The organism is Escherichia sp. WS1451 (assembly GCF_046487365.1).
Classification (GTDB): Bacteria; Pseudomonadota; Gammaproteobacteria; order Enterobacterales; family Enterobacteriaceae; genus Escherichia; species Escherichia coli.
Window position 1 is genome coordinate 16,136 of the sequence record NZ_JBJQJP010000007.1, and the last position, 26,581, is coordinate 42,716.

The window sequence follows — 26,581 nt, forward strand, 5'->3', positions numbered from 1 at the left end:
CCCGCTGTGTTTTAATGGAAAATGACGTCAGGTGCGCTTAACGCCTCACTCAAATCAAACACATAAAGTTCGGCAAAAGTGACGGATTTATTGTCACGGTACACTCGAAGAGAACGGAAGCTCATTAGCGCTTTGCTATCAGTACTGTAATGGTTAAAACCGGGTGAAAACTTAAGGACCAGCCGGTACGCACCTAAGTCATAGACAAATGCGTCCTCATAGCCTGACTCCCAGCCTTTGGATCGCATTCCCATAAGTTGCCCAACGGTAGCGGATTTACCTTCCCAGCGAGTCAGGCTGTTACTGGCTGACTCGTCAGGTGTGAGCAGCACTGTGCGCCGTGCCAACTGGCGAAAAGGCGGCATAATTTCGTAATCGGCAAAAAGCTGTGCAAATTCACTGCGCATTTCTGCTGCCATTTCTAACGGGTGGGCAATGCCAATCAGGGCATCGGCAGGCAGGTCAATTGGCTCATCTTGCTCATTGCAGAACTCCCCCTCAGCGGCCACACGAAAGGCGTTGAGTAAACGACGCGGTTCATTTGCCGGATAAACACCCCATATCAATCGCTGAGTAACCAGGCGGGTAAAGGGATGATTAACAAAGAGAGAATGAAAATCTGCCAGCGACCAGCGGCGGGTGGTGCGTAGGGCAGTTTCAAGACGCGGGAGCAGGTTTTTGCTCACCTGAGTCGCATCTTTTTTTAGCCCTTTGAGTCGGGCCAGTGCCTCGGGGGCTTTCAGTTGATCGTCATCGGCTCGCAACCGGGGAACGCTTTTCTGACGAACGTTTTGTTGATCGTAGATAACCGGGTTGAGGTTTTCATCGAAGCGAACGGTAAACTGCCGGGGACCAAAATCAAAAATCAACGCCTGTGGATCATCCAAGCCCAGTGTTGGGACTAATCTGTCCGCTAACTCTTCCTGGCTTAGCCCACGATTTTCTGCGACCACCTGAAGAAATTCCGCCGCGTTATCACGTAAGGGGCGGGATTTCGCCCGTTGCGATATATGATGCAGCTGTATCAGCGCCATATCATTATTCATCAGGGTAAGTATATTCAGACCACTGACAGCACGGGCAGATTTGCCCTCTTGTGGCCAGGCAAGGATCTGTGTCGTCAGATCCCGTGCCGTGCTTTCGTCGCCAAAGAGACTTAATGCCAGAAATGCCCAGTTGTCTTTTGCGGGAGCACCAGCTTGTTGCCACGCGGTGAAAAGATCCCAGGCAAAAGCTGCCAGCGTTTGCGGCTGGCAGAACGTTTTCAGTTGTTCCAGCCCGCAATAAAAACGTCCGCCCTGGGTAAAGCGCAGCATGTCGCCGATAATTTCCAGAGCATCATCGGTAACAGGTTGATTATTCGTGATAAGTCTCGGTCTGGACCACATTGTCGGATGCCAGAAATCAGGGGCTTTGGGAATGCGTGCCGGGTAAATGTCCATTGGACCCTGTTTAAGTAATTGCTCCAGGGCAGGCCATACATCTGTATGCTGCCAGCGGTTTGCCACGGTTTGCAGTAATTCGCCATGTCCCTGTTCGTAAAGTAAACGCAGGGCAAGTAATGCAGCTTCGCTATTATCGCTGGATTTGGTGAAGACAAGAGGGATAAGTGCAGTAGCTGTATGTTCCGGCCAATGTAAAATCCACTGGCGAGCCAGATCACGCTGCGCCGCGAAACGTCGCCAGACGCGGGCAACGGGCAGGGCCAGTTCTGTTGCGCCGAAATTTAAAATTAATGGAAATGTTTCTTTTGGACGATGTGAAAAAGCCAACAGCAGACCTGGTAGAGCATCCAATCCGAAGATACTGAGAAAATAGTCCTCACCCGCAGACAGATGCTTTTTCTCATTGATACGTAGCCAGAAAGTCAAAGCCATCTCACGCGGCAACTGCGCCAATAAATACAGGTTCCAGATACTCTTTTCCCGACGATAGCGTGAGTAGCTGTCATTTTCCCATATGTTAATTAACACTTCTACGTGACCGTTGCGAAGCGCCTGTTCTGCTAATTGAGCTTCCGGGGAGCTCCAGCCATTCATGATCTCTTCAACCCGCCCTGGGTAGTAATGCCACTGAACAATGAGTGAATTGCGTGCAGCATCCAGTTTTCCGGGGAGTATATAATTCAAAAACAGCCATACATCATCTCCAAAACCCAGCTCCTGTAATACAACTCGTCCACTTTTTTGTTCCATGCGTTCCGCAAGAGATTCCGTGCTGAAATAACGGGCAGACTCAGTGGCGGCAAGCCTCTCTCGTTCGCCTGGTTGCCAGTAAACTTGCGGCGTTAATTCGAACGGTGCCAAATCAAGACGTGGAACTGTCATTTTTTTCTTACTACGCCACGGTGGTGAAACGAGGATTTCAGGCATTTGGCTGTTATCGGTGCTATCAATAACCGTTTTGGGCGGTGCCGATAAATAACTATTCAGCACTGCCCGGGCTTGAGTACTTAACCACGGCATCACCTCTTCTGCCAGTTGTGGCTGCGATGCCATCAGAGTTTGTAACAGCGTACGCCAGTATTCATCTCGAGCTTTTTGCTGTGCAGGCAGCTTTTTGTCTTCGATGATTGGATAACCAGGGCGTGCAGGCGGTTCTTTTAACGCCAGAAGCTCTGCCAGTGCGGCAAGCGTCGCATGGGGGAAGTTTTTACTGTATTTAGCCACACGTTGCAGGCTGGGTTTGTTTTTATCAGCAACTAACAGCAGGGTGCGGATGACCTGCGGATGGTTAATTTGTACCAGCAGACTGCCGCAATCTTCTTTATGGGCATACATTGCCAGGCGTGGAACGGCTGCCAGTCCTTGTTCGCGCAAAAGGGCAGCGCAGGCCGCGTAGCCGAAGTGGTTTTCATGCGACATGTAGCTGGCTTCGCGATCGCTAAATATATCCTGGCTCCAGTAGCGTTCGAGTTTTCCCACTGCCCTGTGGTCAGTAGCAACAACTTTTAACCACTCCTTAGAATGAAAATGAGTCCACGGGCATTCAAGGCCTACCAACTCATTGGCGATTTCTGGTTTTTCCGGGAGGATGAGTGCAATAAAAGGACGGCGAACTTGGGGTAGTCCTGGCAGTGCGGCAATGAGTTTGTCGGCGCAACGCTGCCAGCAGCTTTCCTCTGCCAGAGAGAGATGCTTACGCAGTCGGAGATCGAATTCGTTATAGGTTTCTGAGCGATAACCATAGCCATAGCCATAGCCATAGTCCTCCTTCTGATACTGCAATGTTACTACCAGAGGATCACTCTCATAACACCGTACAATAAACTGGCGTGCAATCACCACTTCAGTCGCATATTCCAGTCCCTCTTGTTGGACGATTTCGTCGAGTAACTGTTGGCTATCATTTTGCGCGATACAGGCTAGCGCCGCCATTGTCCGGGCCGGAATTGAGGGTTTGTGCTCGCCGATCAAGTTGATGGCCTGCGTGATGGCGGACTGCCATTCCAGTGAAAAATTTTCATAACGCCAGACAATGTTTTTTTTCTTCTCTGCTTTTTGTAGCAATTCATCACCCAGTGTCTGGATGAGGTTTTCAGTGATAACAGGCACCGGTTCGCCCGGCCAATTGCGATGGCTGAGTAGTGTTTTGCCTTTTTTATATTTCAGTTCCAGTTGGGCGTTATCCGCCAGCCACGGTAATTCCTTGTCCATGTTCTTTCCTTATTCAAACAGGGCTTCAATATCGTTTATTAGCTCGCTGGCGGTGATGGCATCGAGTACGGAGAACTGCGCTTCCTGTGTTGAATTACTCCCCCAGCCATAGCTTTCCGCTTTGCCTTCCCATAGCCACAGCTTGCTTAAGAGTTGCTCGGCACTGAGTTCGGCTGGCGACATACCAACTGCAAATCCTTCATCGATTTCCATGATTAATGACCAGCGGCCCAGAGGTTTGATCATCCAGCCGATCCAGCCACCGTCCTGCGGTTCACCACGCACCCAGCCTTTATTCGACAGCCCCATAACCCGACCGCTCGGGCATTTTCTGCCTGCCCAGCGGGTTAGTTCGCTGGCGTTGCGTTCGACTTCAGTCAGGGCATAACTGTTGCGGTCGAGCTGACGGAACGGCGGTAAAAGTTCGTAGTCGGCAAAAAGCTGACCAAAGGCGGCGGCATCCGTCGGTGATATTTCCAGAACGTGAGGAATACCAATAGAGATATCGCCTTCCGGCAGGGTGAAAAGATCATCGTCAGCGGTGCTGTAGCTGTTATCTTCTGCCACCCGGAAACAGGCCAGTAGCTCGTTTTCGGTGCTATAAACGCCCCAAATCAGACGGCGGGTTAAGTGGCGAACCAGCGGATGCTCAACCAGGAATAGCTGGAAGTTTTCCGGCGACCAGTGGCGGCGTAGGCACATGGCGGATTCCAGCCTTGCTACCTGCTGGGCGGCAACGGTACGCGCATCTTTTTTCAACAGTTTGTAGCGGTTAACTGCATCGTTCGCTTGGGTTTCATCATCGCTTTTGTTCGGTTTAGGCAAGTCTTTCAGGCGGCTGCCGGAAGCATCACGCACAAACGGTTTTAAGGTTTCATCAAAGCTGACGGTGAACTGCCGTGGCCCGAAATCCAGCAGCAGCGAACCGTTATCATCCAGACCGAGATCCGGTGCTAACCGATCTTCAAGTTCTGCCACTGTGAGTTCGCGACTTTCGGCAATGTCGGCAATTTTTTCTTTCGCCCGCTCCTGTAAGGCTTTGAATTTCAGTTTCTGGGCGATGCCGTTAAGCTGCATCAGGGCGATATCGCTGCCGATAGCAGCGAGAATATCCAACCCAACGGTGGCACGTTTATGCTGAGATTCGCCAGGCCAGGCGCGGATTAATGGCGTCAGTTTGCGGGCGGTGTCATCGTTGCCAAGAACACCTAATGCAGTGAACGCCCAGCTCTCTTTCGACGGCACGCCAGCGGTCTGCCAGGCGGTAAACAGATCCCAGGCAAACTCAGCCAGTGAGTCGGCAGTACAGGCGTCTTTCACCTGTAATAACCCCGGATACAGCGTATCTTCCTGAGGGAAGCGGAGCATTTCACCGAGGTGGAAGAGGGCGCTATCTGGCAGTGATTGGGCGTTTGCTTTTAATACCGGGCGCGTCCAGAGCGATGGCTGATAAAAGGCCGGAAGTGTCGGGATTTTAGTCGGGTGATTATCTAAGGGATCGAGCGCAAGTAGAGCGTTCACCGCATCGGTTACTTCCGGCTGGTTATAACGCTGGGCGATTTCTTGCAGTAATGACGGATAACCATTTTCAATCAACATACGTAAAGCGGCACGGGCGTTATCCTGGGATTCACCGGCTTTGCCGAGTGCCGCAGGCAACAGGCCGGTAATGGCATGTTCCGGATATTTCAGCAGCCAGGTGCGGGCGTCTTGTCGTAGAGTTTTGAGTTTGTTAAAGGCGCGGGCGACGGCAGGAGCCAGTTCCGTTGCGGCAAAATAATTAGCAACCGCAAAACCTTCTTGAGGGTAGCGTGAAAACGAGTGTAGAAAACCACTCATACCTGCCAGTCGCAAATAAAGCATGACAGGTTTTACCGCGGTATGCGGCTCTTTGCTGAGAAATTCCCATAGTTTAATCGCTTTTTGCATAGGTAAAAAGGGAAGTGAGTTGAGATGCCACTCTCCCTGATACGGTGCATGGTGGGCTTTAAACATTTGGATGAGTGTAGCGAAGTCCTCACGTTCCCATGCGTCAATTGCCGAGTCAGAAGCGCCGATATATTTATATGTGTCAAAATCCCAGCGGCGATACCCCAGCGAGTAAAGGAAATCTTTAGCACCTTCACCTGGCTTATGCGGTTCCCAGTCCCAATGAGTTTGAAACTCTTTAGCTTCTGTGTCGGTTATTGTGCATATGGATTCGAGGTTGAGCGGTGCTAAATCAAGCACCGGAATCGGCGATTTTTTCTTTTTCGAAAGCCATGGTGGGGAGACTACTATGGCCGGCAGTAGATCGGCACTGGCATGGTTTGAGGGCTGTTTCAGTTGTTGCTGGCATGATTTCAGCACTGCAACTGCGGGTGTCGAAAGCCAGGGAATGACCTGTTCTGCTAGTGTAGGTTGCGAGATAAGCATCGTCATTAGCATAATGCGCCAACTATTCTCTTCTTTTTGCACTAGAAGTTCCGCCAGTGCTGCCAGTGCTGCGTGTGGGAACGCAGCGCAGGCTTTCGTCATTCGATCGTGACAGCGTTTAGTATGCCCGGCTACACGTATAAGCAGTGTTAATGCGAACGGATGATTGATATGACTCAACACATCGGCGCAGTAGTCACTTGCGACATAGGGTGCAAATCGGGGCAGGGCTGCAACACCTTGCTCCTGTAATACGGTGGCTGACCATATCGCACCACAATAGTAATCATCAAAAATGGCATATGGCTCGTGATATTTTTCTAATGAGGCAAGAATGTGCTCATCAGTCGCCACTATTTTTAGCCACTCAAGCGAGGGTAATTTCTTTTGCCCCAGTAGACGCTGGGCAATTTCATGTGCAATTTCTGGTTTTTCGGGTAATAACAAAGCAATTAATGGTTGCCGCCATTCTGGAATATGTGGAACTGCGGCAATAAGTTTTTGTGCACATTTTTGCCAGAGAGACTCTTCCGCCAGTGATAAATGTTTACGTAGGCGTAATTCAAAGCTGGAATATTGCTGCAAGTAATCAGGTGAAATGCCAGACGACAGGAAAACAATATTATTGTTGACATAATCCCATTCAATAGATATTTGTTGAAGATGTATTATTACATCAGTAGCATATTCCAGACCGCCTTCCTGAATAATCTGATCCATAACATCCTCACGCTCTTTATATCTCGTGCAGTGCAGTTCAAGTGCCGCGAGTACAGCCATTACCGGTGATGGTAATTTTGTCGTTTTCGGGCTGTTAATCAGATCGATCGCCTGAGCGATGAAGTTTTGCCACTCTAAAGTACAGGCGCTGAAGTCAAATGTAGCTGTTTTGTTATCCCGTTGCGACACGCCACAGGCTAAGCGACGTAACTGGGTTAATTTATCTACAGGTGTAACAGGATCTCCGGGAAAGCGGCGATGGCTTAAGGTGGTGGGTACGACTTCAAGCGGAAAAACGACAGCAATATCTTTTGCCAGCCACGGTAAAACAGCATCTGTATTTTTGTCAGCCGCACGGGTTTCTGCTACGAAAGAGGGTTGTTCCTGAATAATGGTGGATAAGTCCGCTACCTTGAGAGAGTCCGTTACCGTTTGGGAAGGTTGCAAAGAATTATCCTTCGCTTGCTCCACATATCCCTTCTTCACCTTCTCCGCAATCAGCTTAAGCTCCGCTTTTGCCGCTGCCGCAGCATCCGCAAAACTTTTTACCTGGTTTTGCCCTTTGGTGCCAACTTTTCCCCAACAGATATGCAACTCGTTTTCCTGTTGCTCCACCGCCCAGAATTTATGTGATTTTTCGTCCTGAAAGATAAAGTGTCTCATTCTGCATCCCTGTAATTTTATCCAGTTGAATGCAGATGCTACCAGTATTTATGCGGGTTAGAGAGAGACAAAATCGCAAGAAAACAACTTTAGGAATTTATAAAGAAAAGGCGCTGTCGATGCAGCGCCTTGATGGGGGATTATTTCACCTGATGACCCGGTTTAGCACCGGCATCCGGGCTTAGCAGGAAGATATCTTTCCCGCCAGGACCAGCAGCCATTACCATGCCTTCGGAGATACCGAAGCGCATTTTACGTGGTGCCAGGTTAGCCACCATAATGGTATGACGACCAATCAGTGCCTGCGGATCCGGGTAAGCAGAACGAATGCCGGAGAAGACATTGCGTTTTTCACCGCCGAGATCCAGCGTCAGGCGCAGCAGTTTGTCAGAACCTTCAACAAACTCTGCGTTTTCGATCAGCGCCACGCGCAGGTCAACTTTGGCGAAGTCGTCAAAGGTGATGGTTTCCTGAATCGGATCATCTGCCAGTGGGCCAGTAACTGGCGCGGCAGCTGCTTTCACTTCTTCTTTAGACGCTTCCACCAGTGCTTCAACCTGCTTCATATCGATGCGGTTATACAGCGCTTTGAACGGATTCACTTTGTGGCCCAGCAGCGGTTGCTGGATACCATCCCAGGTCAGTTCTGTATTGAGGAATGCTTCTGCGCGCTCGGTCAGTTTCGGCAGTACCGGCTTCAGGTAAGTCATCAGCACGCGGAACAGGTTTATGCCCATTGAGCAAATTGCCTGCAGGTCGGCATCGCGGCCTTCCTGTTTTGCCACCACCCACGGAGCCTGTTCATCGACATAGCGGTTAGCCAGATCAGCCAGCGCCATGATTTCGCGTACTGCTTTACCAAATTCGCGGCTTTCCCACGCTTCACCAATCACTTCAGCGGCATCAGTGAAGGTTTTGTACAACTGCGGGTCAGCCAGTTCGCTTGCCAGCACGCCGTCAAAACGCTTGTTGATAAAGCCCGCATTACGAGAGGCCAGGTTAACCACTTTGTTAACGATATCGGCATTCACGCGCTGAACGAAATCTTCCAGGTTGAGATCGATATCATCAATGCGCGAAGAGAGTTTCGCAGTGTAGTAGTAACGCAGGCTGTCGGCGTCAAAATGATTCAGCCAGGTGCTGGCCTTAATAAAGGTACCGCGAGACTTAGACATCTTCGCGCCGTTCACCGTCACATAGCCATGAACAAACAGGTTGGTCGGCTTGCGGAAGTTGCTGCCTTCCAGCATTGCTGGCCAGAACAGGCTGTGGAAGTAAACAATATCTTTACCGATGAAGTGGTACAGCTCGGCGTTGGAGTCTTTCTTCCAGTATTCATCGAAGCTTACGCTGTCGCCGCGCTTGTCGCACAGATTCTTGAAAGAACCCATATAGCCAATCGGCGCATCCAGCCAGACGTAGAAATATTTACCCGGCGCGTTCGGAATTTCAAAACCGAAGTACGGCGCGTCGCGGGAGATATCCCACTGTTGCAGGCCGGATTCAAACCACTCCTGCATTTTATTTGCCACCTGCTCCTGCAACGCACCGCTGCGGGTCCATGCCTGCAACATTTCGCTGAAAGAGGGCAAATCAAAGAAGAAGTGTTCAGAATCACGCATTACCGGCGTAGCGCCAGAAACCACCGATTTCGGTTCGATCAATTCAGTCGGGCTGTAGGTCGCGCCGCAGACTTCGCAGTTATCGCCGTATTGATCCGGGGATTTACATTTCGGGCAGGTGCCTTTCACAAAACGGTCCGGCAGGAACATGCCTTTTTCCGGATCGTACAGCTGAGAAATAGTGCGGTTTTTAATAAAACCGTTTTCTTTCAGGCGAGAGTAGATAAGTTCCGACAACTGGCGGTTCTCTTCGCTGTGCGTCGAGTGATAGTTGTCATAGCTGATGTTAAAGCCTGCGAAATCAGTCTGATGCTCCTGACTCATTTCGCCAATCATCTGCTCCGGGGTGATACCGAGCTGCTGAGCTTTCAGCATGATCGGTGTACCGTGGGCATCGTCGGCGCAGATGAAGTTGACCTCGTGGCCGCGCATTCGCTGGTAACGGACCCAGACATCAGCCTGGATGTGCTCCAGCATATGGCCGAGGTGGATTGAGCCGTTAGCGTACGGCAGTGCGCACGTCACCAGAATTTTCTTCGCGACTTGAGTCATAGTAGGCATTACTTCTTAATAGTGAAAAGGGGTTAGATAGTACCAAATGGGAAAATGTTAAGTAAGTACTTCTCTATATTCTTCAGGTAAACTATCAGCTGATGGTTTATCTATACAAAAAAGGAGTCGGGATGAACGAACAATCCCAGGCCAAATCACCAGAAGCCTTGCGCGCAATGGTCGCCGGGACACTGGCCAATTTTCAGCACCCAACCCTGAAGCATAACCTCACCACGCTGAAAGCGTTGCACCATGTCGCCTGGATGGACGACACGTTGCATGTGGAACTGGTTATGCCATTCGTCTGGCATAGCGCGTTCGAAGAGTTAAAAGAGCAAGGTAGCGCCGAACTGCTGCGCATCACCGGGGCGAAAGCTATCGACTGGAAACTGTCGCACAATATCGCCACCTTAAAACGCGTGAAGAATCAGCCGGGAATTAACGGCGTGAAGAACATCATTGCGGTCAGCTCCGGTAAAGGCGGCGTGGGTAAATCCTCCACGGCGGTAAACCTGGCGCTGGCACTGGCGGCGGAAGGGGCGAAAGTCGGCATTCTGGACGCCGATATCTACGGCCCATCAATACCCACCATGCTGGGCGCAGAAAATCAGCGTCCAACTTCGCCGGACGGTACCCATATGGCACCGATTATGTCTCATGGACTGGCAACCAATTCAATTGGTTATCTGGTCACTGACGACAATGCGATGGTGTGGCGTGGTCCGATGGCGAGCAAGGCGTTAATGCAGATGTTGCAGGAAACCTTGTGGCCGGATCTCGACTATCTGGTGCTTGATATGCCGCCAGGCACCGGTGACATTCAATTGACACTTGCACAAAACATTCCAGTAACTGGCGCGGTAGTGGTCACCACCCCGCAGGACATTGCGTTGATCGATGCGAAAAAAGGCATTGTGATGTTCGAGAAAGTCGAAGTTCCGGTGCTTGGTATTGTCGAGAACATGAGTGTGCATATTTGCAGTAACTGTGGTCACCATGAACCGATTTTCGGTACCGGTGGTGCAGAGAAACTGGCCGAGAAATACCACACGCAGTTGCTGGGGCAGATGCCGTTACACATCTCCTTACGTGAAGATCTCGATAAAGGCACGCCAACGGTTATCAGCCGTCCGGAGAGCGAATTTACCGCTATCTACCGCCAGCTGGCTGACCGCGTTGCAGCCCAGCTTTATTGGCAGGGAGAAGTCATTCCTGGCGAGATTTCCTTCCGCGCGGTCTAACGCGTATTAACCTTTTTGGTTGCTTTTCATACACCGCAGAGATGTTACATTGATGCGGTGTATTTGTTTTTGCCGCATTAATGAACACTTATTTAATGCTGCAAATATTCTGCGGACCTTCGTCCGAAACTCTATAAAGTCGATTGATCGTACAGGCAATGCTTCATTATCATCCTTCGTGGCTGTGTAGTGGATGTACAGCTATAGTTTGTTATGCACTCATTCTATCCAGGCATAACCTTTACTACAGGGATAACGTTCAATGAATAAGTACTGGCTGTCAGGAATTATTTTTCTTGCCTATGGAATGGCTTCTCCCGCGTTCTCTTCACAGACTGCCACATTAACGATTAATGGCAGGATCAGTCCCCCAACATGCAGTATGGCTATGGTTAATGGACAACCTCAACAGCATTGTGGTCAGTTAACGTATGATGTTGATACCCGTCATCAGGTTTCTTCGCCAGTCAAAGGTGTAACGACAGAAGTGGTTGTTGCAGGTAGCGATAGCAAACGTCGAATCGTGTTAAATCGCTACGATTAATTTGCCACCCTGGTTTTTTAATCGGATTTAGAAAGCTGAAATCACTCGTGTGAATGATTTCAGCTTTTTTATTTATATCAATAATACCATTTACAAAAATCTGCATTAATTAATAGATGTGATAAATATTTAATATGCTTAAGCATTTGTTGTATTTATATTGCAATAGTTAATTTGTTTTAAATCAATAAAACAATATGTTTACATTGCGGCAACTTTTTTGATGTGAGAAATTTGTTTCCAAGAGATACAGACTCTTAACAACCAAAAATAAATTTTATTAAGGAACATATTATGAAACGTTCAATTATTGCTGCCGCTGTCTTTTCTTCTTTTTTTATGAGCGCTGGGGTATTTGCCGCAGACGTTGATACCGGAACATTAACCATTAAAGGGAATATTGCAGAATCTCCGTGTAAATTCGAAGCGGGTGGCGATTCAGTAAGTATTAATATGCCAACTGTACCAACCACTGTCTTTGAAGGTAAAGCTAAATACTCGACCTATGATGATGCAGTCGGTGTAACCAGCAGTATGTTAAAAATTAGCTGTCCGAAAGAAGTTGCTGGTGTAAAACTCTCGTTGATTACCAACGATAAAATAACCGGAAACGATAAGGCGATAGCCAGTAGCAACGATACCGTGGGGTACTATCTCTATTTAGGTGATAACAGCGATGTCCTGGATGTTTCTGCACCTTTTAACATTGAGAGTTATAAAACAGCGGAAGGTCAATATGCTATTCCGTTTAAAGCAAAATACCTGAAGTTGACAGATAATTCAGTGCAATCAGGTGATGTGTTATCTTCTCTGGTTATGCGTGTGGCGCAGGATTAATAAATAAAATTTCAAGTTTCTCCAGGTAATAAACATGGCCGCTATCCCCATGGCGGCCTTTTAATTTAAGAGGCATTAAGATGAAAGGATTATTTGCTTTACTCATTTCTTCTATGGTCCTTCCTGCACATGCCGGTATTGTTATCTACGGGACGCGTATTATTTACCCGGCAGAAAATAAAGAAGTGATGGTGCAGTTGATGAATCAGGGAAACCGTTCTTCGCTGCTGCAGGCGTGGATTGATGATGGTGATACGTCGTTACCACCAGAAAAAATTCAGGTTCCTTTCATGTTAACGCCACCAGTGGCAAAAATAGGGGCAAATTCCGGGCAGCAAGTTAAAATCAAAATTATGCCGAATAAACTGCCCACTAATAAAGAGAGCATTTTTTATCTGAATGTTCTGGATATTCCACCAAATAGTCCAGAGCAAGAGGGCAAGAATGCACTGAAATTTGCAATGCAAAACAGAATCAAATTGTTTTACCGGCCTGCGGGTATTGCACCGGTAAATAAAGCGACATTTAAAAAGTTACGGGTAAATCGCAGTGGCAATGGATTGGTGATAAAAAATGACTCAGCAAATTGGGTGACGATTTCGGATGTCAAAGCTAATAATGTCAAAGTCAATTATGAAACTATTATGATTGCCCCCTTAGAAAGTCAGAGTATTAATGTCAAAAGTAATAATGCGAATAACTGGCATCTGACCATTATCGATGACCATGGCAACTATATTAGTGACAAAATTTAATTGCAGGAGCTGCCTATGTTGAGAATGACCCCACTTGCATCAGCAATCGTAGCGTTATTGCTCGGCATTGAAGCTTATGCAGCTGAAGAAACCTTTGATACCCATTTTATGATAGGTGGAATGAAAGACCAGCAGGTTGCAAATATTCGTCTTGATGATAATCAACCCTTGCCGGGGCAGTATGACATCGATATTTATGTCAATAAGCAATGGCGCGGGAAATATGAGATTATTGTTAAAGACAACCCGCAAGAAACATGTTTATCAAGGGAAATTATCAAGCGGTTAGGCATTAATACCGATAACTTTGCCAGCGGTAAGCAATGTTTAACATTTGAGCAACTTGTTCAGGGTGGGAGCTATACCTGGGATATCGGAGTTTTTCGTCTCGATTTCAGTGTCCCGCAGGCGTGGGTGGAAGAACTGGAAAGTGGCTATGTTCCACCGGAAAACTGGGAGCGGGGTATTAATGCGTTTTATACCTCTTATTATGTGAGTCAGTATTACAGCGACTATAAAGCGTCGGGTAATAGCAAGAGTACATATGTACGTTTTAACAGCGGGTTAAACTTACTGGGGTGGCAACTGCATTCTGATGCCAGTTTCAGTAAAACAAATAGCAATCCAGGGGGGTGGAAAAGCAATACCCTGTATCTGGAACGTGGATTTGCCCAACTTCTCGGCACGCTTCGCGTGGGTGATATGTACACATCAAGCGATATTTTTGATTCTGTTCGCTTCAGCGGTGTGCGGTTGTTTCGTGATATGCAGATGTTGCCTAACTCGAAACAAAATTTTACTCCACGGGTGCAGGGGATTGCTCAGAGTAACGCGCTGGTAACTATTGAACAGAACGGTTTTGTGGTTTATCAGAAAGAGGTTCCTCCTGGCCCGTTTGCGATTACAGATTTGCAGTTGGCCGGTGGTGGAGCAGATCTTGATGTCAGCGTGAAAGAGGCGGACGGTTCGGTAACCACCTATCTGGTGCCTTATGCAGCGGTGCCGAATATGCTGCAACCCGGCGTGTCGAAATATGATTTTGCGGCAGGTCGTAGCCATATTGAAGGGGCGAGCAAACAAAGTGATTTTGTTCAGGCGGGTTATCAGTATGGTTTTAATAACTTATTGACGCTGTATGCCGGATCGATGGTCGCGAATAATTATTACGCGTTCACTTTGGGGACTGGCTGGAATACACGCATTGGTGCCATTTCCGTCGATGCCACGAAGTCGCATAGTAAACAAGACAACGGCGATGTGTTTGACGGGCAAAGTTATCAAATTGCCTACAACAAATTTGTGAGCCAAACGTCGACGCGTTTTGGTCTGGCGGCCTGGCGTTATTCGTCGCGTGATTACCGGACATTTAACGATCACGTTTGGGCAAACAATAAAGATAATTATCGCCGTGATGAAAACGATATCTATGACATTGCCGATTATTACCAGAACGATTTTGGCCGTAAAAATAGCTTTTCTGCTAATATGAGCCAGTCATTGCCAGAAGGCTGGGGTTCTGTGTCATTAAGTACGTTATGGCGAGATTACTGGGGGCGTAGCGGCAGTAGTAAGGATTATCAGTTGAGTTATTCCAACAACCTGCGACGGATAAGCTATACCCTCGCGGCAAGCCAGGCTTATGACGAGAATCATCATGAAGAGAAACGTTTTAATATTTTTATATCGATTCCCTTTGATTGGGGTGATGACGTTACGACGCCTCGTCGGCAAATATATATGTCTAACTCAACGACGTTTGATGATCAGGGGGTTGCCTCAAATAATACGGGATTATCAGGAACCGTTGGAAGCCGGGATCAGTTTAACTATGGGGTCAACCTGAGTTATCAGTATCAGGGAAATGAAACGACAGCTGGGGCGAATTTAACCTGGAACGCGCCGGTTGCGACAGTGAATGGCAGTTATAGTCAGTCGAGTGCTTATCGACAGGCTGGAGCCAGTGTTTCAGGGGGCATTGTCGCCTGGTCGGGTGGCGTTAATCTGGCGAACCGTCTTTCTGAAACGTTTGCTGTGATGAATGCGCCAGGAATTAAAGATGCTTATGTCAATGGGCAAAAATATCGCACAACAAACCGTAATGGAGTGGTGGTATACGACGGAATGACACCTTATCGGGAAAATCACCTGATGCTGGATGTGTCGCAAAGCGATAGCGAAGCAGAATTACGTGGCAACCGGAAAATTGCCGCCCCTTATCGCGGCGCGGTTGTACTGGTTAATTTTGATACCGATCAGCGCAAGCCCTGGTTTATAAAAGCGTTAAGAGCGGATGGGCAACCATTAACGTTTAGTTATGAAGTCAATGATATCCATGGTCATAACATTGGCGTTGTCGGCCAGGGAAGCCAGTTATTTATTCGCACCAATGAAGTACCGCCATCGGTTAATGTAGCAATTGATAAGCAACAAGGACTTTCATGCACAATCACCTTCGGTAAAGAGATTGATGAAAGTAGAAATTATATTTGCCAGTAATAGTCAGGTGGTTCTATGGAAATTCGCATAATGCTATTTATATTAATGATGATGGTTATGCCTGTGAGCTATGCGGCATGTTATAGTGAGTTATCTGTTCAGCACAATTTGGTTGTTCAGGGGGATTTTGCACTTACTCAAACACAAATGGCGACATATGAGCATAATTTTAATGATTCGTCATGCGTGAGTACAAATACTATCACCCCTATGAGCCCGTCGGATATTATTGTTGGACTTTATAACGATACCATTAAATTAAATTTACATTTTGAATGGACCAATAAAAACAACATTACGTTGTCAAATAATCAGACCAGTTTCACCAGTGGTTATTCGGTAACGGTGACACCTGCGGCCAGTAATGCAAAAGTGAATGTTTCTGCGGGAGGCGGTGGTTCAGTGATGATTAATGGAGTTGCGACATTATCCAGTGCTTCATCATCGACACGCGGGAGTGCCGCAGTACAATTTCTACTGTGTTTATTAGGTGGTAAGTCATGGGATGCATGTGTAAATAGCTACAGAAATGCATTGGCACAAAATGCAGGTGTCTATTCCTTTAATCTGACATTGTCATACAACCCGATAACCACAACCTGCAAACCGGACGATTTATTAATTACGTTAGAGAGTATTCCCGTTTCACAATTACCAGCCACAGGTAACAAAACAACAATAAATAGTAAAAAAGGGGATATTGTTCTGCGTTGTAAAAATTTATTAGGTCAACAAAATCAAACATCACGGAAAATGCAGGTGTATTTATCAAGTTCTGACTTGTTAACCAACAGCAACACGATCCTGAAAGGTGCGGAAGATAATGGCGTAGGATTTATTCTTGAAAGTAATGGTACGCCAGTCACACTTTTAAATATCACTAACAGCAGTAAAGGATATACAAATTTAAAAGAAATTGCGGCAAAGTCAAAACTTACAGATACAACGGTTTCAATTCCGATAACGGCCAGTTACTACGTTTACGATACAAACAAAGTTAAATCTGGCGCACTGGAGGCAACCGCATTAATCAATGTGAAATACGACTAATAATAAGCAAGACGAGCAAGTGGCTAATAATAAAAAATAACAAGGTGTTTGCATTTCCCCCTCTCTCCGAGGGGGCTTTTTTTAGCGATGATAAAAAATCTCACCGTCGTAGGCTTTAATGATTTTACCGTCGGTGTCGCTGATCAACACGTACGCGCCACCCATATAGGTCCAGTGCGTCCCGGCATCAGGCGCGGGCAGGTTACGTAACTGCCACTGCTTAATGTTGTACTCATCGGTACGGTACATTTCTGGTACGGTGTCACCTGGTTTGAAATGCTTAAAGTCAGCAATGAAACTGCTTAACTCATACTTAGAAATTCCCGAGGTATTGGTCGAACCCGCGGTGGCTGGTGCGGCCCAGGCGGCACTGGTAACCAGCAAAAGCGCACCCAGCAACATCTTATTTTTAATGGTCATAAACTCTCCACTTTGGGGATCTGTAATATCAGTCGCATATCTTTCCTGCCATACAATATAACTGACAAGCGATATTTTGTTAGTGATCCCATGATTTCGTAAAAAGTGTAAATGAAAGGATGCCCTAAAAGCATCCTTAGCGAGCAGAGAGTCAGCGGAAATAGCTGATTTAAGAATCATCCTGGGCTGAAGATAACATGCAAGCCTAAAGGATTGAGTTATCGCATTATGCCCATGAAGCCATGTACGCCCATATACACACCAACTAAGCCAATCAACAGACTGGAAAAATAGGGAGCGCGTTTAGCGAGAGTGTTAAATCCGCTCCAGCGTTTTGCGACCTGCTGAACGCTGATTGCTGCGCCAACGCCTACGGTGACAAGCGTTAACGCCAGGCCAATGCTAAAACTGACGACCAGTGTTGCGCCCAGTGTCAGGGCTTTCAACTGAATGCAAATCAACAGCACGGTAATTGCTGCCGGGCAGGGGATAAGGCCACCGGTTAAGCCAAATAACAAAATTTGCCAGTTGGTGACCTCTCTACCATCAAATCGTCTTTTAATGTCATTGGCATGGGCTCGTGCATGGGCATCCTGATACTCGCCATGTTCGTGATGGTGATGATGCTCATGATCATGCTCGTGCTCGTGCTCGTGCATATTCTCCAGCCAGTTGCGTTCGCCGCGCCAGGTACGCCAGAACATCCAGAACGCGGTGCCAATAATGATCACCGCGGAAATCAACTGGAGCCACGGTTCTGCAGATTGAGCAGTAAAACGTTTGCTGATCACCATCCCGCCAAAGGCAATCAACCAGACCACCGCGGTATGCGAAATGGTTGCTGCCAGTCCGAGCATCACCGCCTGTTTAATGGTGCCTTTGATGGCGATGATAAACGCCGCCATCATCGTTTTTGAGTGCCCTGGTTCCAGGCCATGAAGCGCACCAAGTAAGATGGCGCTGGGGATGAAGAACCAGGCATTTCCTTGCTGAAGAAGAGTGGTAAATTCGGTCATGATAATAATTCTTAGTATTAATTCGGCAATCTGATTCTACTCCCCCCCAGTACCTGATACTACCCCCCAGTAGATTAATAGTGCTATGATTTTTCATATTCTTGTTAACCAGGTGTTGCCATGTCTCATACCATCCGTGATAAACAGAAACTGAAAGCGCGTGCCAGTAAGATTCAGGGCCAGGTCGTGGCGCTCAAGAAAATGCTCGACGAGCCGCACGAATGCGCTGCAGTTTTACAACAGATTGCTGCTATCCGTGGCGCGGTAAACGGTCTGATGCGGGAAGTGATTAAAGGCCATCTGACGGAACACATCGTTCACCAGGGGGATGAGCTAAAACGTGAAGAAGATCTGGATGTCGTTCTGAAGGTGCTGGATTCTTATATCAAATAATTTCACAACGTTATTGTAATACCGCCGTTTTTCCCCGTTTACAACGCGTGCGCTGGACATTACCATCCTCCTCTGCGATTTATTATCGCAACCAAACGACTCGGGGTGCCCTTCTGCGTGAAGGCTGAGAAATACCCGTATCACCTGATCTGGATAATGCCAGCGTAGGGAAGTCACGGACCACCAGGTCATTGCTTCTTCACGTTATGGCAGGAGCAAACTATGCAAGTCGACCTGCTGAGTTCAGCGCAATCTGCGCACGCGTTACACCTTTTTCACCAACATTCCCCTCTTGTGCACTGTATGACCAACGATGTGGTGCAAACCTTTACTGCCAATACCTTGCTGGCGATCGGTGCATCGCCAGCGATGGTTATCGAAACCGAAGAGGCCAGTCAGTTTGCGGCTATCGCCAGTGCCTTGTTGATTAACGTTGGCACGCTGACGCAGCCACGAGCGCAAGCGATGAGTGCTGCCGTTGAACAGGCAAAACGCTCTCAAACACCCTGGACGCTTGATCCAGTAGCGGTGGGTGCACTCGATTATCGCCGCCGTTTTTGTCTGGAACTTCTGTCTCATAAGCCAACCGCCATACGTGGTAATGCTTCGGAAATCATGGCATTAGCTGGCGTTGCTAATGGCGGACGGGGAGTGGATACCACTGATGCCGCAGCTAACGCGATACCTGCTGCACAAACACTGGCACGGGAAACTGGCGCAATCGTCGTGGTCACTGGCGAGGTGGATTATGTTACCGATGGACATCGTATCGTTGGCATTCACGGTGGCGATCCGCTAATGACCAAAGTGGTAGGAACTGGCTGTGCATTATCGGCGGTTGTCGCTGCCTGTTGTGCGCTACCAGGCGATACGCTGGAAAATATCGCATCTGCCTGTCACTGGATGAAACAAGCCGGAGAACGCGCAGTTGCCAGAAGCGAGGGGCCAGGCAGTTTTGTTCCACATTTCCTTGATGCGCTCTGGCAATTGACGCAGGAGGTGCAGGCATGAAACGAATTAACGCTCTGACGATTGCCGGTACTGATCCGAGTGGTGGTGCGGGGATTCAGGCCGATCTTAAAACCTTCTCGGCACTTGGCGCTTATGGTTGCTCAGTTATTACTGCACTGGTGGCGCAAAATACCCGTGGTGTACAGTCGGTGTATCGCATTGAGCCTGATTTTGTCGCCGCCCAGCTCGATTCGGTGTTCAGTGATGTGCGAATCGACACCACTAAAATCGGTATGTTGGCGGAAACCGATATTGTTGAAGCGGTGGCAGAACGGTTGCAACGTTATCAGATCCAAAACGTGGTACTCGACACCGTTATGCTGGCAAAAAGCGGCGACCCGCTGCTTTCACCTTCGGCAGTTGCCACGCTACGCAGTCGATTATTGCCACATGTTTCATTAATAACGCCAAACTTGCCCGAAGCAGCCGCCTTGCTCGACGCGCCACACGCGCGCACCGAACAGGAAATGCTGGAACAAGGGCGATCGCTGTTGGCGATGGGCTGTGGCGCAGTGCTAATGAAAGGTGGTCATCTGGATGATGAGCAAAGCCCGGACTGGCTGTTTACCCGCGAGGGTGAACAACGGTTTACCGCACCGCGCATTATGACCAAAAACACTCACGGCACTGGTTGTACGCTCTCTGCGGCGTTGGCTGCACTGCGCCCGCGCCATACAAACTGGGCTGACACCGTACAGGAGGCAAAAAGCTGGCTTTCATCGGCGTTAGCCCAGGCCGACACGCTGGAAGTTGGTCACGGTATTGGTCCGGTTCACCACTTCCACGCCTGGTGGTGAGCACCGTACTATAGCTGCTTTGGTTATTGTCAGCCTTTGGCACTGACATTCAGGGATGAAACCAATGCAGCTGAGAATCACCAGTCGAAAAAAATTCACCGCTTTATTATGCGCTCTTGGGCTAATTTCCATCGTTGCAATTTATCCGCGTCAGACGGTGAATTTTTTCTACTCGACAGCAATTCAGATTAAAGACTACATCCACTTCTACGGTTATCGTCCGGTCAAATCTTTTGCTATTCGCATTCCTGCCAGTTACACCATTCACGGAATAGATGTTTCGCGCTGGCAGGAACGGATCGACTGGCAGCGGGTGGCAAAAATGCGCGATAACGGTATTCGCTTGCAATTTGCCTTTATCAAGGCGACGGAAGGCGAAAAGCTGGTGGACCCCTATTTTTCGCGTAACTGGCAACTAAGCCGCGAAAATGGCCTGCTGCGCGGGGCGTATCATTATTTTTCCCCGTCGGTATCCGCTTCAGTTCAGGCGCGATTATTTCTGCAAACGGTGGATTTCTCACAAGGCGATTTCCCTGCCGTGCTGGACGTAGAAGAACGGGGAAAATTATCAGCAAAAGAATTACGCAAGCGGGTAAGTCAGTGGCTAAAAATGGTCGAAAAAAGTACGGGGAAAAAGCCGATTATTTACTCAGGAGCCGTTTTTTATCACACGAATCTGGCGGGCTATTTCAATGAATATCCGTGGTGGGTGGCTCACTACTATCAACGTCGTCCGGACAATGACGGAATGGCCTGGCGCTTCTGGCAGCATTCCGACCGTGGACAGGTCGATGGCATTAATGGTCCGGTGGATTTTAATGTGTTTAATGGCACGGTGGAGGAGTTGCAGGTATTCGTTGATGGGATTAAAGAAACGCCTTAAATAAGAAGCAGTGATATACTCCCACCAGACTCCCTGGCAGGAAAAAGACAAATGGAACAAGCGCATACCCAGCTGATTGCCCAACTGAACGAACGTATTTTAGCGGCGGATAACACGCCGCTTTATATTAAGTTTGCCGAAACGGTAAAAAATGCCGTGCGCAGCGGGGTGCTGGAGCATGGCAATATTTTGCCCGGTGAGCGTGATTTAAGTCAGTTAACCGGCGTTTCGCGCATTACGGTGCGCAAGGCGATGCAGGCGCTGGAAGAAGAGGGCGTGGTGACGCGTTCGCGTGGTTACGGTACGCAGATCAACAACATCTTCGAATACTCGTTGAAAGAAGCGCGAGGTTTTTCTCAGCAGGTGGTATTGCGCGGGAAAAAGCCCGATACGCTATGGGTTAACAAGCGTGTCGTGAAATGTCCCGAAGAAGTTGCGCAGCAGCTGGCGGTCGAAGCGGGAAGTGATGTCTTTTTGCTTAAGCGTATTCGCTATGTCGATGAAGAAGCGGTATCGATTGAGGAATCGTGGGTTCCGGCACATTTAATTCATGATGTTGATGCCATCGGGATTTCTCTTTATGACTACTTCCGCAGCCAGCACATTTACCCACAACGTACGCGTTCCCGCGTTAGCGCCCGGATGCCGGATGCCGAGTTTCAGTCACATATTCAGTTAGATAGCAAAATACCGGTGCTGGTGATCAAGCAAGTGGCGCTTGACCAACAGCAACGGCCTATTGAGTACAGCATCAGCCACTGTCGCAGCGATCTATACGTTTTTGTGTGCGAGGAGTAGTTCCTCGCGCGTTGGCGCACAATCACCGCCCCGATGCCCGACAACCCACGACGCCACTGCATTGCCCAGTAATACGGCATCCGCCAGTGGCAGACCAGAGGCCAGCCCGGCAAGTACGCCGCCGGCATGACTGTCGCCCGCCCCAATGGTGTCTACAACTTGCGTTGGAAATGCCGGAATGCAGCCAGAAGCGTCGTTGCTGAAATACCATGCGCCCTCTTTATCGAGACGAACGATCAACGGCGCGGCAAATTTCTCCTGCCATTGCTTGCCTAGTGTTGTTATCTCTGCGGATAGAGCAAAACGTTCGGCGGCAATCTCAGCCTCCTGACGATTGAGTGACACTAAAGGTCGACAGGCCATGATCCGCGCCAGTAATGCATCCGGGATATCGCCAATACGTGGGCCAAAATCGATAAACGGCGTCACGTCTTGCAGCTCTTCCAGCCATTCCACTAACAATTGGCCGCAGGGCGAGGCCAGTTGATAACCGGAAAAATAGAGCAGGCTGCCAGGCGCAACGGTTAATCGCGCCAGCCACTGGCGATTCCACTGATTTTCCACACCGCTGAATGACATAAAAGTGCGTTCGCCATCAGGCTCAACCAGCGCCAGACACCAGCCGTTATCACCTTCGGCGTTATCGATCAGGCTGATTAAGCCCTCTTTTGCCATCCGGTTGCGAATAATCTCCGCCCACACGCCCTGACCGAGCGGCAAGGCATTACCCGCTTCGATGCCGAGGCGCTTTAACGCCACGGCAATATTCAGTGCGCAGCCGCCAACGTTAACGCTCTGCTGTTTCAGTTCGATATCGCCCCCACGCCAGGGGAGGGCATAAGCGTCGGCGATCACATCAATGACCGCCGCGCCGACGACCATCACCGGCTGACGCGTGGCTAATTCAGGCAGCAGCGTGTGTAATCGAGCGCCGCTCATATCGCCTCCCGTTGTTGGCGATACTTCGCCAGCGCCGTGGCATAGCGGTTGAAATCAAGCTGATTTACTGCATCCAGTTCCGCCTTTAACGCAGGATCGATAGCGTTAACGCCATGCAACGCGCCGCAAATTGCCGTCGCCATAGCACCGATGGTGTCTGTGTCGCCGCCAAGGTTAGCGCACAGGACGGCGCAGCGATTCGGGTCGGTTTGTGCCAGTTCAACCAGCGCAATGGCGCACGGAACGGACTCAATAGTGCTGGTACCTGCGCCAACGACCTGATACAGCTGTTCGCTGGCGGATTCGGTGCCGTCGGCATTGCGCACAATTTTCAGCGCAATCTCCAGACGTGCTGCCAGTGAGGCGCTGAAGGTGGTGATGCGTTTTTGCTGTGCATGTCGCGCAATCGAGGGCAGTGAATCAACAATCGCTGACCAGATTTCTCCGTCAATGGCACGAGAAATCGCCCATGCGATGACTACCGCCCCCGCAACCGCCAGATCGGATTTATGTGTCGGGCTGGAGGCCAGCGCCACATCATCAATAAAAGAGTCAATATCGCGCGCCGGAAGCAAACAACCTAATGGCGAGACGCGCATCGCTGCGCCGTTGGTCACGCCGTTATTTTCCAGTTCAGCAACGGGTTTACCGTCGCGAATGGCGTTAAGCGCAATCTTCGAGGTCGGACCTAGTACGTTTTTGTTAAAGGCGTCGAAACGCAGCGCCCAGTCGAGAATATTACGCCCAATCAGATCCGGATCGATCTTGCCTTCACGTTCCAGTAACGCATCCGCCAGACACAGCGCCATCGAGGTATCGTCGGTGAATTCGGCGCGGTTAAAATAACAGGCTGCGTTATTCTCCTTTGGCCCAGGCAGAAAACGGTCAATCCAGCCAAAGTGTGCTTTGACGCGACTGCGCGGCCAAAGCTCGGAGGGCATCCCCATCGCATCCCCTAACGCCTGCCCATAAAGAGCACCGAGAATACGTTCTGTTTTCATTTAACTTCCCCTTGTGTCAACGCAATATCGCGATCATCGACCTTGATAGCCGTAATTTCGTTGTCGGATTCGCGGAAAAAAATCATGAACAGCACGGCGATAATGGCAATCATCACCGCGCCGAAAGTCCACATCCCGGCCCAGTTGAAAGTCAGTCCGTTTACCGGTTCCTGATAAGCGAACATCTTTTCCATCATCACACCGCCAAGACGATAGCCGAGCAAACTGCCGAAGCCCTGGCAGCAGAGCGTGATCAGCCCCTGCGCAGCGGTACGCATATGCACGGGGGCTTTTTTATCGACATAGATGTAAGCGGTAACGTAGTAAAAATCGTAACTTACGCCGTGCAGCAAAATGCCGAGGAACAGTAACGCGTAGGTGAAATATTCATCCGCACTACCGTAAATAAAGAAGCCATAGCGGATCGCAGCGGTGACCAGACCAAGTAATAATACCTTTTTGATACCAAAGCGTTTGGTAAAAAACGGTAATGCCAGCATAAAGAAGATTTCAGAGAACTGGCCGAGCGTCATCCAGCCAGTGGCGTTTTTCATGCCAACTTCGGTCAGATAACCGTTGGCAAAGATGTAATAGAACGCCAGTGGCATCGCAAACAGGAATGAACAGAAGAAAAAGACGAGGAAGTTCTTATCGCGCAGCAGGATCAGCGCATCCAGGCCGAGCATGACTTTAATATCCATTTTGCCGGTGCTTTTTGGTGGCGTGTCGGGCAGAAAAAACGCAAACACACCAAGCAGAGCAGAACTTCCGGCAGTAATCAGCAGCGGGATGTTCGTCGGTGAGATATCGGCATAACCCAGCATTTGCGGCAAGAATCCACATGCCAGACCAGAGGCAATCCAGCCGATAGTCCCCATCACACGAATGCGTGGGAAATCACGCTCCACATCCGGCACGTTGGCAAAAGCGATACTGTTAGTCAGCGCAATGGTCGGCATATAGGTTAGCGAGTAGGCCAGCAGTAAAGGGAAGAACCCGGCAAAAGTGGTCTGTTGCGCGGCGAAATACATCAGCACCGCACCAGCGAACATCAATACCGCCAGCACTTTCTGTGCCGAGAAAAAGCGGTCAGTGATGGAGCCAACCAGAATCGGCGACAGGATCGCCGCAATGGCGGTACAGGCATACGACCAGCCAATTTCTCCGGCACTAAAACCGCTTTTACTTAACCACAACCACAATGGCACAAACCACGCGCCCCAGATAAACCATTCAACAAACATCATGAACGACAGCTTTGCTGTTGTTTTCATCTTTTAATTCCTTCATGACAGGTAATGTAAGGTACGCGATGACAATACCACTTAATAATACCTTTCAAATACCTTTGCGGTGAAAACTTGACCGCGGTAACATTTTTTCTGATGAATCGAGCCAACAGAAAACGCTGAAAAAACATCCAAAAGATGGAAAAACTCGCCCGTAACGACCAGGATTATGATTGCCCGCAAAAGGCGGGCCAGGACAATCCATAGCCGATATCCAATCGGAATTTACGGGAGCATAGTAATGACAGATATTGCGCAGTTGCTTGGCAAAGACGCCGACAACCTTTTACAGCACCGTTGTATGACTATTCCTTCTGACCAGCTGTATCTCCCCGGACATGACTACGTAGACCGCGTGATGATTGACAATAATCGCCCGCCAGCGGTGTTACGTAATATGCAGACGTTGTACAACACCGGGCGTCTGGCTGGCACAGGATATCTTTCTATTCTGCCGGTTGACCAGGGCGTTGAGCACTCTGCCGGAGCTTCATTTGCCGCTAACCCGCTCTACTTTGACCCGAAAAACATTGTTGAACTGGCGATCGAAGCGGGCTGTAACTGTGTGGCGTCAACTTACGGCGTGCTGGCATCGGTATCGCGGCGTTACGCGCATCGCATTCCATTCCTCGTCAAACTTAATCACAACGAGACGCTAAGTTACCCGAATACCTACGATCAAACGCTGTATGCCAGCGTGGAGCAGGCGTTCAATATGGGCGCGGTGGCGGTTGGGGCGACTATCTATTTTGGCTCGGAAGAGTCACGTCGCCAGATTGAAGAAATTTCTGCGGCTTTTGAACGTGCGCACGAGCTGGGCATGGTGACAGTGCTGTGGGCCTATTTGCGTAACTCCGCCTTTAAGAAAGATGGCGTTGATTACCATGTTTCCGCCGACCTGACCGGTCAGGCAAACCATCTGGCGGCGACCATAGGTGCAGATATCGTTAAACAAAAAATGGCGGAAAATAACGGCGGCTATAAAGCGATTAATTACGGTTATACCGACGATCGCGTCTACAGCAAATTGACCAGCGAAAACCCGATTGATCTGGTGCGTTATCAGTTAGCTAACTGCTATATGGGCCGGGCTGGGTTGATAAACTCCGGCGGTGCTGCGGGCGGTGAAACTGACCTCAGCGATGCAGTGCGTACTGCGGTTATCAACAAACGCGCTGGCGGAATGGGGCTGATTCTTGGACGTAAGGCGTTCAAGAAATCGATGGCTGACGGCGTGAAACTGATTAACGCCGTGCAGGACGTTTATCTCGATAGCAAAATTACTATTGCCTGATACGCCTCATACGAACAGCACTACCCCGTAGGGCGGATAAGGCGTTTACGTTGCATCCGGCATAAAAACACGCGCACTTTGCTACGGCTTCCCTAACGGGAGGCCGTTTTTTTTGCCTGTAATTCTGATTAATTTTCACATTGTCGTTTTTGTGATCGTTATCTCGACATTTGAAAACAAATCATTTCA

20 protein-coding genes and 1 riboswitch are annotated in these 26,581 nt (G+C 49.0%); of the genes, 12 read left to right on the top strand and 8 right to left on the bottom strand.

What is annotated here, in order from left to right:
* Nucleotides 1-11: 11 nt before the first annotated feature.
* The 3 genes from yehI to metG all read right to left on the bottom strand — a co-directional run bounded on the left by yehI (nt 12) and on the right by metG (nt 9,628).
* Entirely contained in the window at nt 12-3,656 is a 3,645-nt protein-coding gene (gene yehI / locus ACJHX7_RS11070) for a DUF4132 domain-containing protein YehI (RefSeq protein WP_410231588.1), read from the bottom strand.
* Nucleotides 3,657-3,665: 9 nt separating this feature from the next.
* Nucleotides 3,666-7,454, bottom strand: a complete 3,789-nt coding sequence (locus ACJHX7_RS11075) for a DUF4132 domain-containing protein (protein WP_094029841.1) — start codon at nt 7,452-7,454, stop codon at nt 3,666-3,668.
* Nucleotides 7,455-7,594: 140 nt separating this feature from the next.
* Nucleotides 7,595-9,628, bottom strand: coding sequence for a methionine--tRNA ligase (gene metG / locus ACJHX7_RS11080; RefSeq protein ID WP_094029842.1), 2,034 nt, complete (start codon nt 9,626-9,628; stop codon nt 7,595-7,597).
* Nucleotides 9,629-9,759: 131 nt separating this feature from the next.
* On the opposite strand from metG, the gene apbC reads away from it, so the two are divergent.
* The 6 genes from apbC (at nt 9,760) to ACJHX7_RS11110 (ending at nt 16,551) form a co-directional block, all read left to right on the top strand.
* A complete protein-coding gene (gene apbC / locus ACJHX7_RS11085; protein ID WP_094029843.1) occupies nt 9,760-10,869 on the top strand; it encodes an iron-sulfur cluster carrier protein ApbC in 1,110 nt (369 codons plus the stop codon).
* A gap of 262 nt (nt 10,870-11,131) precedes the next feature.
* Nucleotides 11,132-11,413, top strand: a complete 282-nt coding sequence (locus ACJHX7_RS11090) for a YehE family protein (RefSeq protein WP_001046488.1) — start codon at nt 11,132-11,134, stop codon at nt 11,411-11,413.
* Nucleotides 11,414-11,707: 294 nt separating this feature from the next.
* On the top strand, nt 11,708-12,250 hold the full coding sequence (locus ACJHX7_RS11095) for a fimbrial protein (protein ID WP_000830468.1): 543 nt from the start codon (nt 11,708-11,710) through the stop codon (nt 12,248-12,250).
* An 80-nt stretch (nt 12,251-12,330) separates the two neighbouring features.
* Nucleotides 12,331-13,005, top strand: a complete 675-nt coding sequence (locus ACJHX7_RS11100; protein ID WP_000677183.1) for a fimbria/pilus periplasmic chaperone — start codon at nt 12,331-12,333, stop codon at nt 13,003-13,005.
* Nucleotides 13,006-13,020: 15 nt separating this feature from the next.
* Nucleotides 13,021-15,501: a fimbrial biogenesis outer membrane usher protein gene (locus tag ACJHX7_RS11105; RefSeq protein ID WP_201489302.1), complete on the top strand. Its 2,481-nt coding sequence runs from the start codon at nt 13,021-13,023 to the stop codon at nt 15,499-15,501.
* 15 nt (nt 15,502-15,516) lie between these two features.
* A complete protein-coding gene (locus ACJHX7_RS11110) occupies nt 15,517-16,551 on the top strand; it encodes a putative fimbrial-like adhesin protein (RefSeq protein WP_089583092.1) in 1,035 nt (344 codons plus the stop codon).
* Between the two features lie 81 nt (nt 16,552-16,632).
* On the opposite strand, the gene rcnB is transcribed toward ACJHX7_RS11110, so the two are convergent.
* Nucleotides 16,633-16,971: a Ni(II)/Co(II) efflux transporter accessory subunit RcnB gene (rcnB, locus tag ACJHX7_RS11115; protein ID WP_000153067.1), complete on the bottom strand. Its 339-nt coding sequence runs from the start codon at nt 16,969-16,971 to the stop codon at nt 16,633-16,635.
* A 218-nt stretch (nt 16,972-17,189) separates the two neighbouring features.
* Nucleotides 17,190-17,987: a nickel/cobalt efflux protein RcnA gene (gene rcnA / locus ACJHX7_RS11120; RefSeq protein ID WP_089583093.1), complete on the bottom strand. Its 798-nt coding sequence runs from the start codon at nt 17,985-17,987 to the stop codon at nt 17,190-17,192.
* 120 nt (nt 17,988-18,107) lie between these two features.
* Between rcnA and rcnR the strand changes: the two genes are divergently transcribed.
* The 5 genes from rcnR (at nt 18,108) to ACJHX7_RS11145 (ending at nt 21,869) form a co-directional block, all read left to right on the top strand.
* Complete coding sequence (gene rcnR / locus ACJHX7_RS11125; RefSeq protein ID WP_000019944.1) at nt 18,108-18,380, top strand: Ni(II)/Co(II)-binding transcriptional repressor RcnR; 273 nt, start codon at nt 18,108-18,110, stop codon at nt 18,378-18,380.
* 91 nt (nt 18,381-18,471) lie between these two features.
* A riboswitch (TPP riboswitch) is annotated at nt 18,472-18,568 on the top strand.
* A gap of 34 nt (nt 18,569-18,602) precedes the next feature.
* Entirely contained in the window at nt 18,603-19,391 is a 789-nt protein-coding gene (gene thiM, locus ACJHX7_RS11130; protein ID WP_089583094.1) for a hydroxyethylthiazole kinase, read from the top strand.
* Nucleotides 19,388-20,188 (top strand): bifunctional hydroxymethylpyrimidine kinase/phosphomethylpyrimidine kinase, encoded by an 801-nt coding sequence (gene thiD / locus ACJHX7_RS11135; protein WP_000822262.1) that lies wholly within the window; start codon nt 19,388-19,390, stop codon nt 20,186-20,188. Before thiM ends, thiD begins: the two co-directional genes overlap by 4 nt.
* A 64-nt stretch (nt 20,189-20,252) precedes the next feature.
* On the top strand, nt 20,253-21,071 hold the full coding sequence (locus tag ACJHX7_RS11140) for a glycoside hydrolase family 25 protein (RefSeq protein WP_089583095.1): 819 nt from the start codon (nt 20,253-20,255) through the stop codon (nt 21,069-21,071).
* Nucleotides 21,072-21,122: 51 nt separating this feature from the next.
* A complete protein-coding gene (locus ACJHX7_RS11145; protein ID WP_000434038.1) occupies nt 21,123-21,869 on the top strand; it encodes a GntR family transcriptional regulator in 747 nt (248 codons plus the stop codon).
* Here the strand turns inward: ACJHX7_RS11145 and ACJHX7_RS11150 are convergent.
* The 3 genes from ACJHX7_RS11150 to ACJHX7_RS11160 are packed head-to-tail and all read right to left on the bottom strand — an operon-like array spanning nt 21,843 to nt 25,083.
* On the bottom strand, nt 21,843-22,808 hold the full coding sequence (locus ACJHX7_RS11150; RefSeq protein WP_410231591.1) for a carbohydrate kinase family protein: 966 nt from the start codon (nt 22,806-22,808) through the stop codon (nt 21,843-21,845). The genes ACJHX7_RS11145 and ACJHX7_RS11150 overlap by 27 nt on opposite strands.
* The gene (locus ACJHX7_RS11155) at nt 22,805-23,809 is read right to left on the bottom strand and encodes an ADP-ribosylglycohydrolase family protein (protein WP_094029846.1); all 1,005 of its coding nucleotides are present in this window, start codon (nt 23,807-23,809) and stop codon (nt 22,805-22,807) included. Before ACJHX7_RS11155 ends, ACJHX7_RS11150 begins: the two co-directional genes overlap by 4 nt.
* On the bottom strand, nt 23,806-25,083 hold the full coding sequence (locus ACJHX7_RS11160) for a nucleoside permease (RefSeq protein WP_000858523.1): 1,278 nt from the start codon (nt 25,081-25,083) through the stop codon (nt 23,806-23,808). The genes ACJHX7_RS11155 and ACJHX7_RS11160 overlap by 4 nt, the downstream gene beginning before the upstream one ends.
* Nucleotides 25,084-25,339: 256 nt before the next feature.
* Between ACJHX7_RS11160 and fbaB the strand changes: the two genes are divergently transcribed.
* Nucleotides 25,340-26,392 (top strand): class I fructose-bisphosphate aldolase, encoded by a 1,053-nt coding sequence (gene fbaB, locus ACJHX7_RS11165; protein WP_000129551.1) that lies wholly within the window; start codon nt 25,340-25,342, stop codon nt 26,390-26,392.
* The last annotated feature ends 189 nt before the right edge of the window (nt 26,393-26,581 follow it).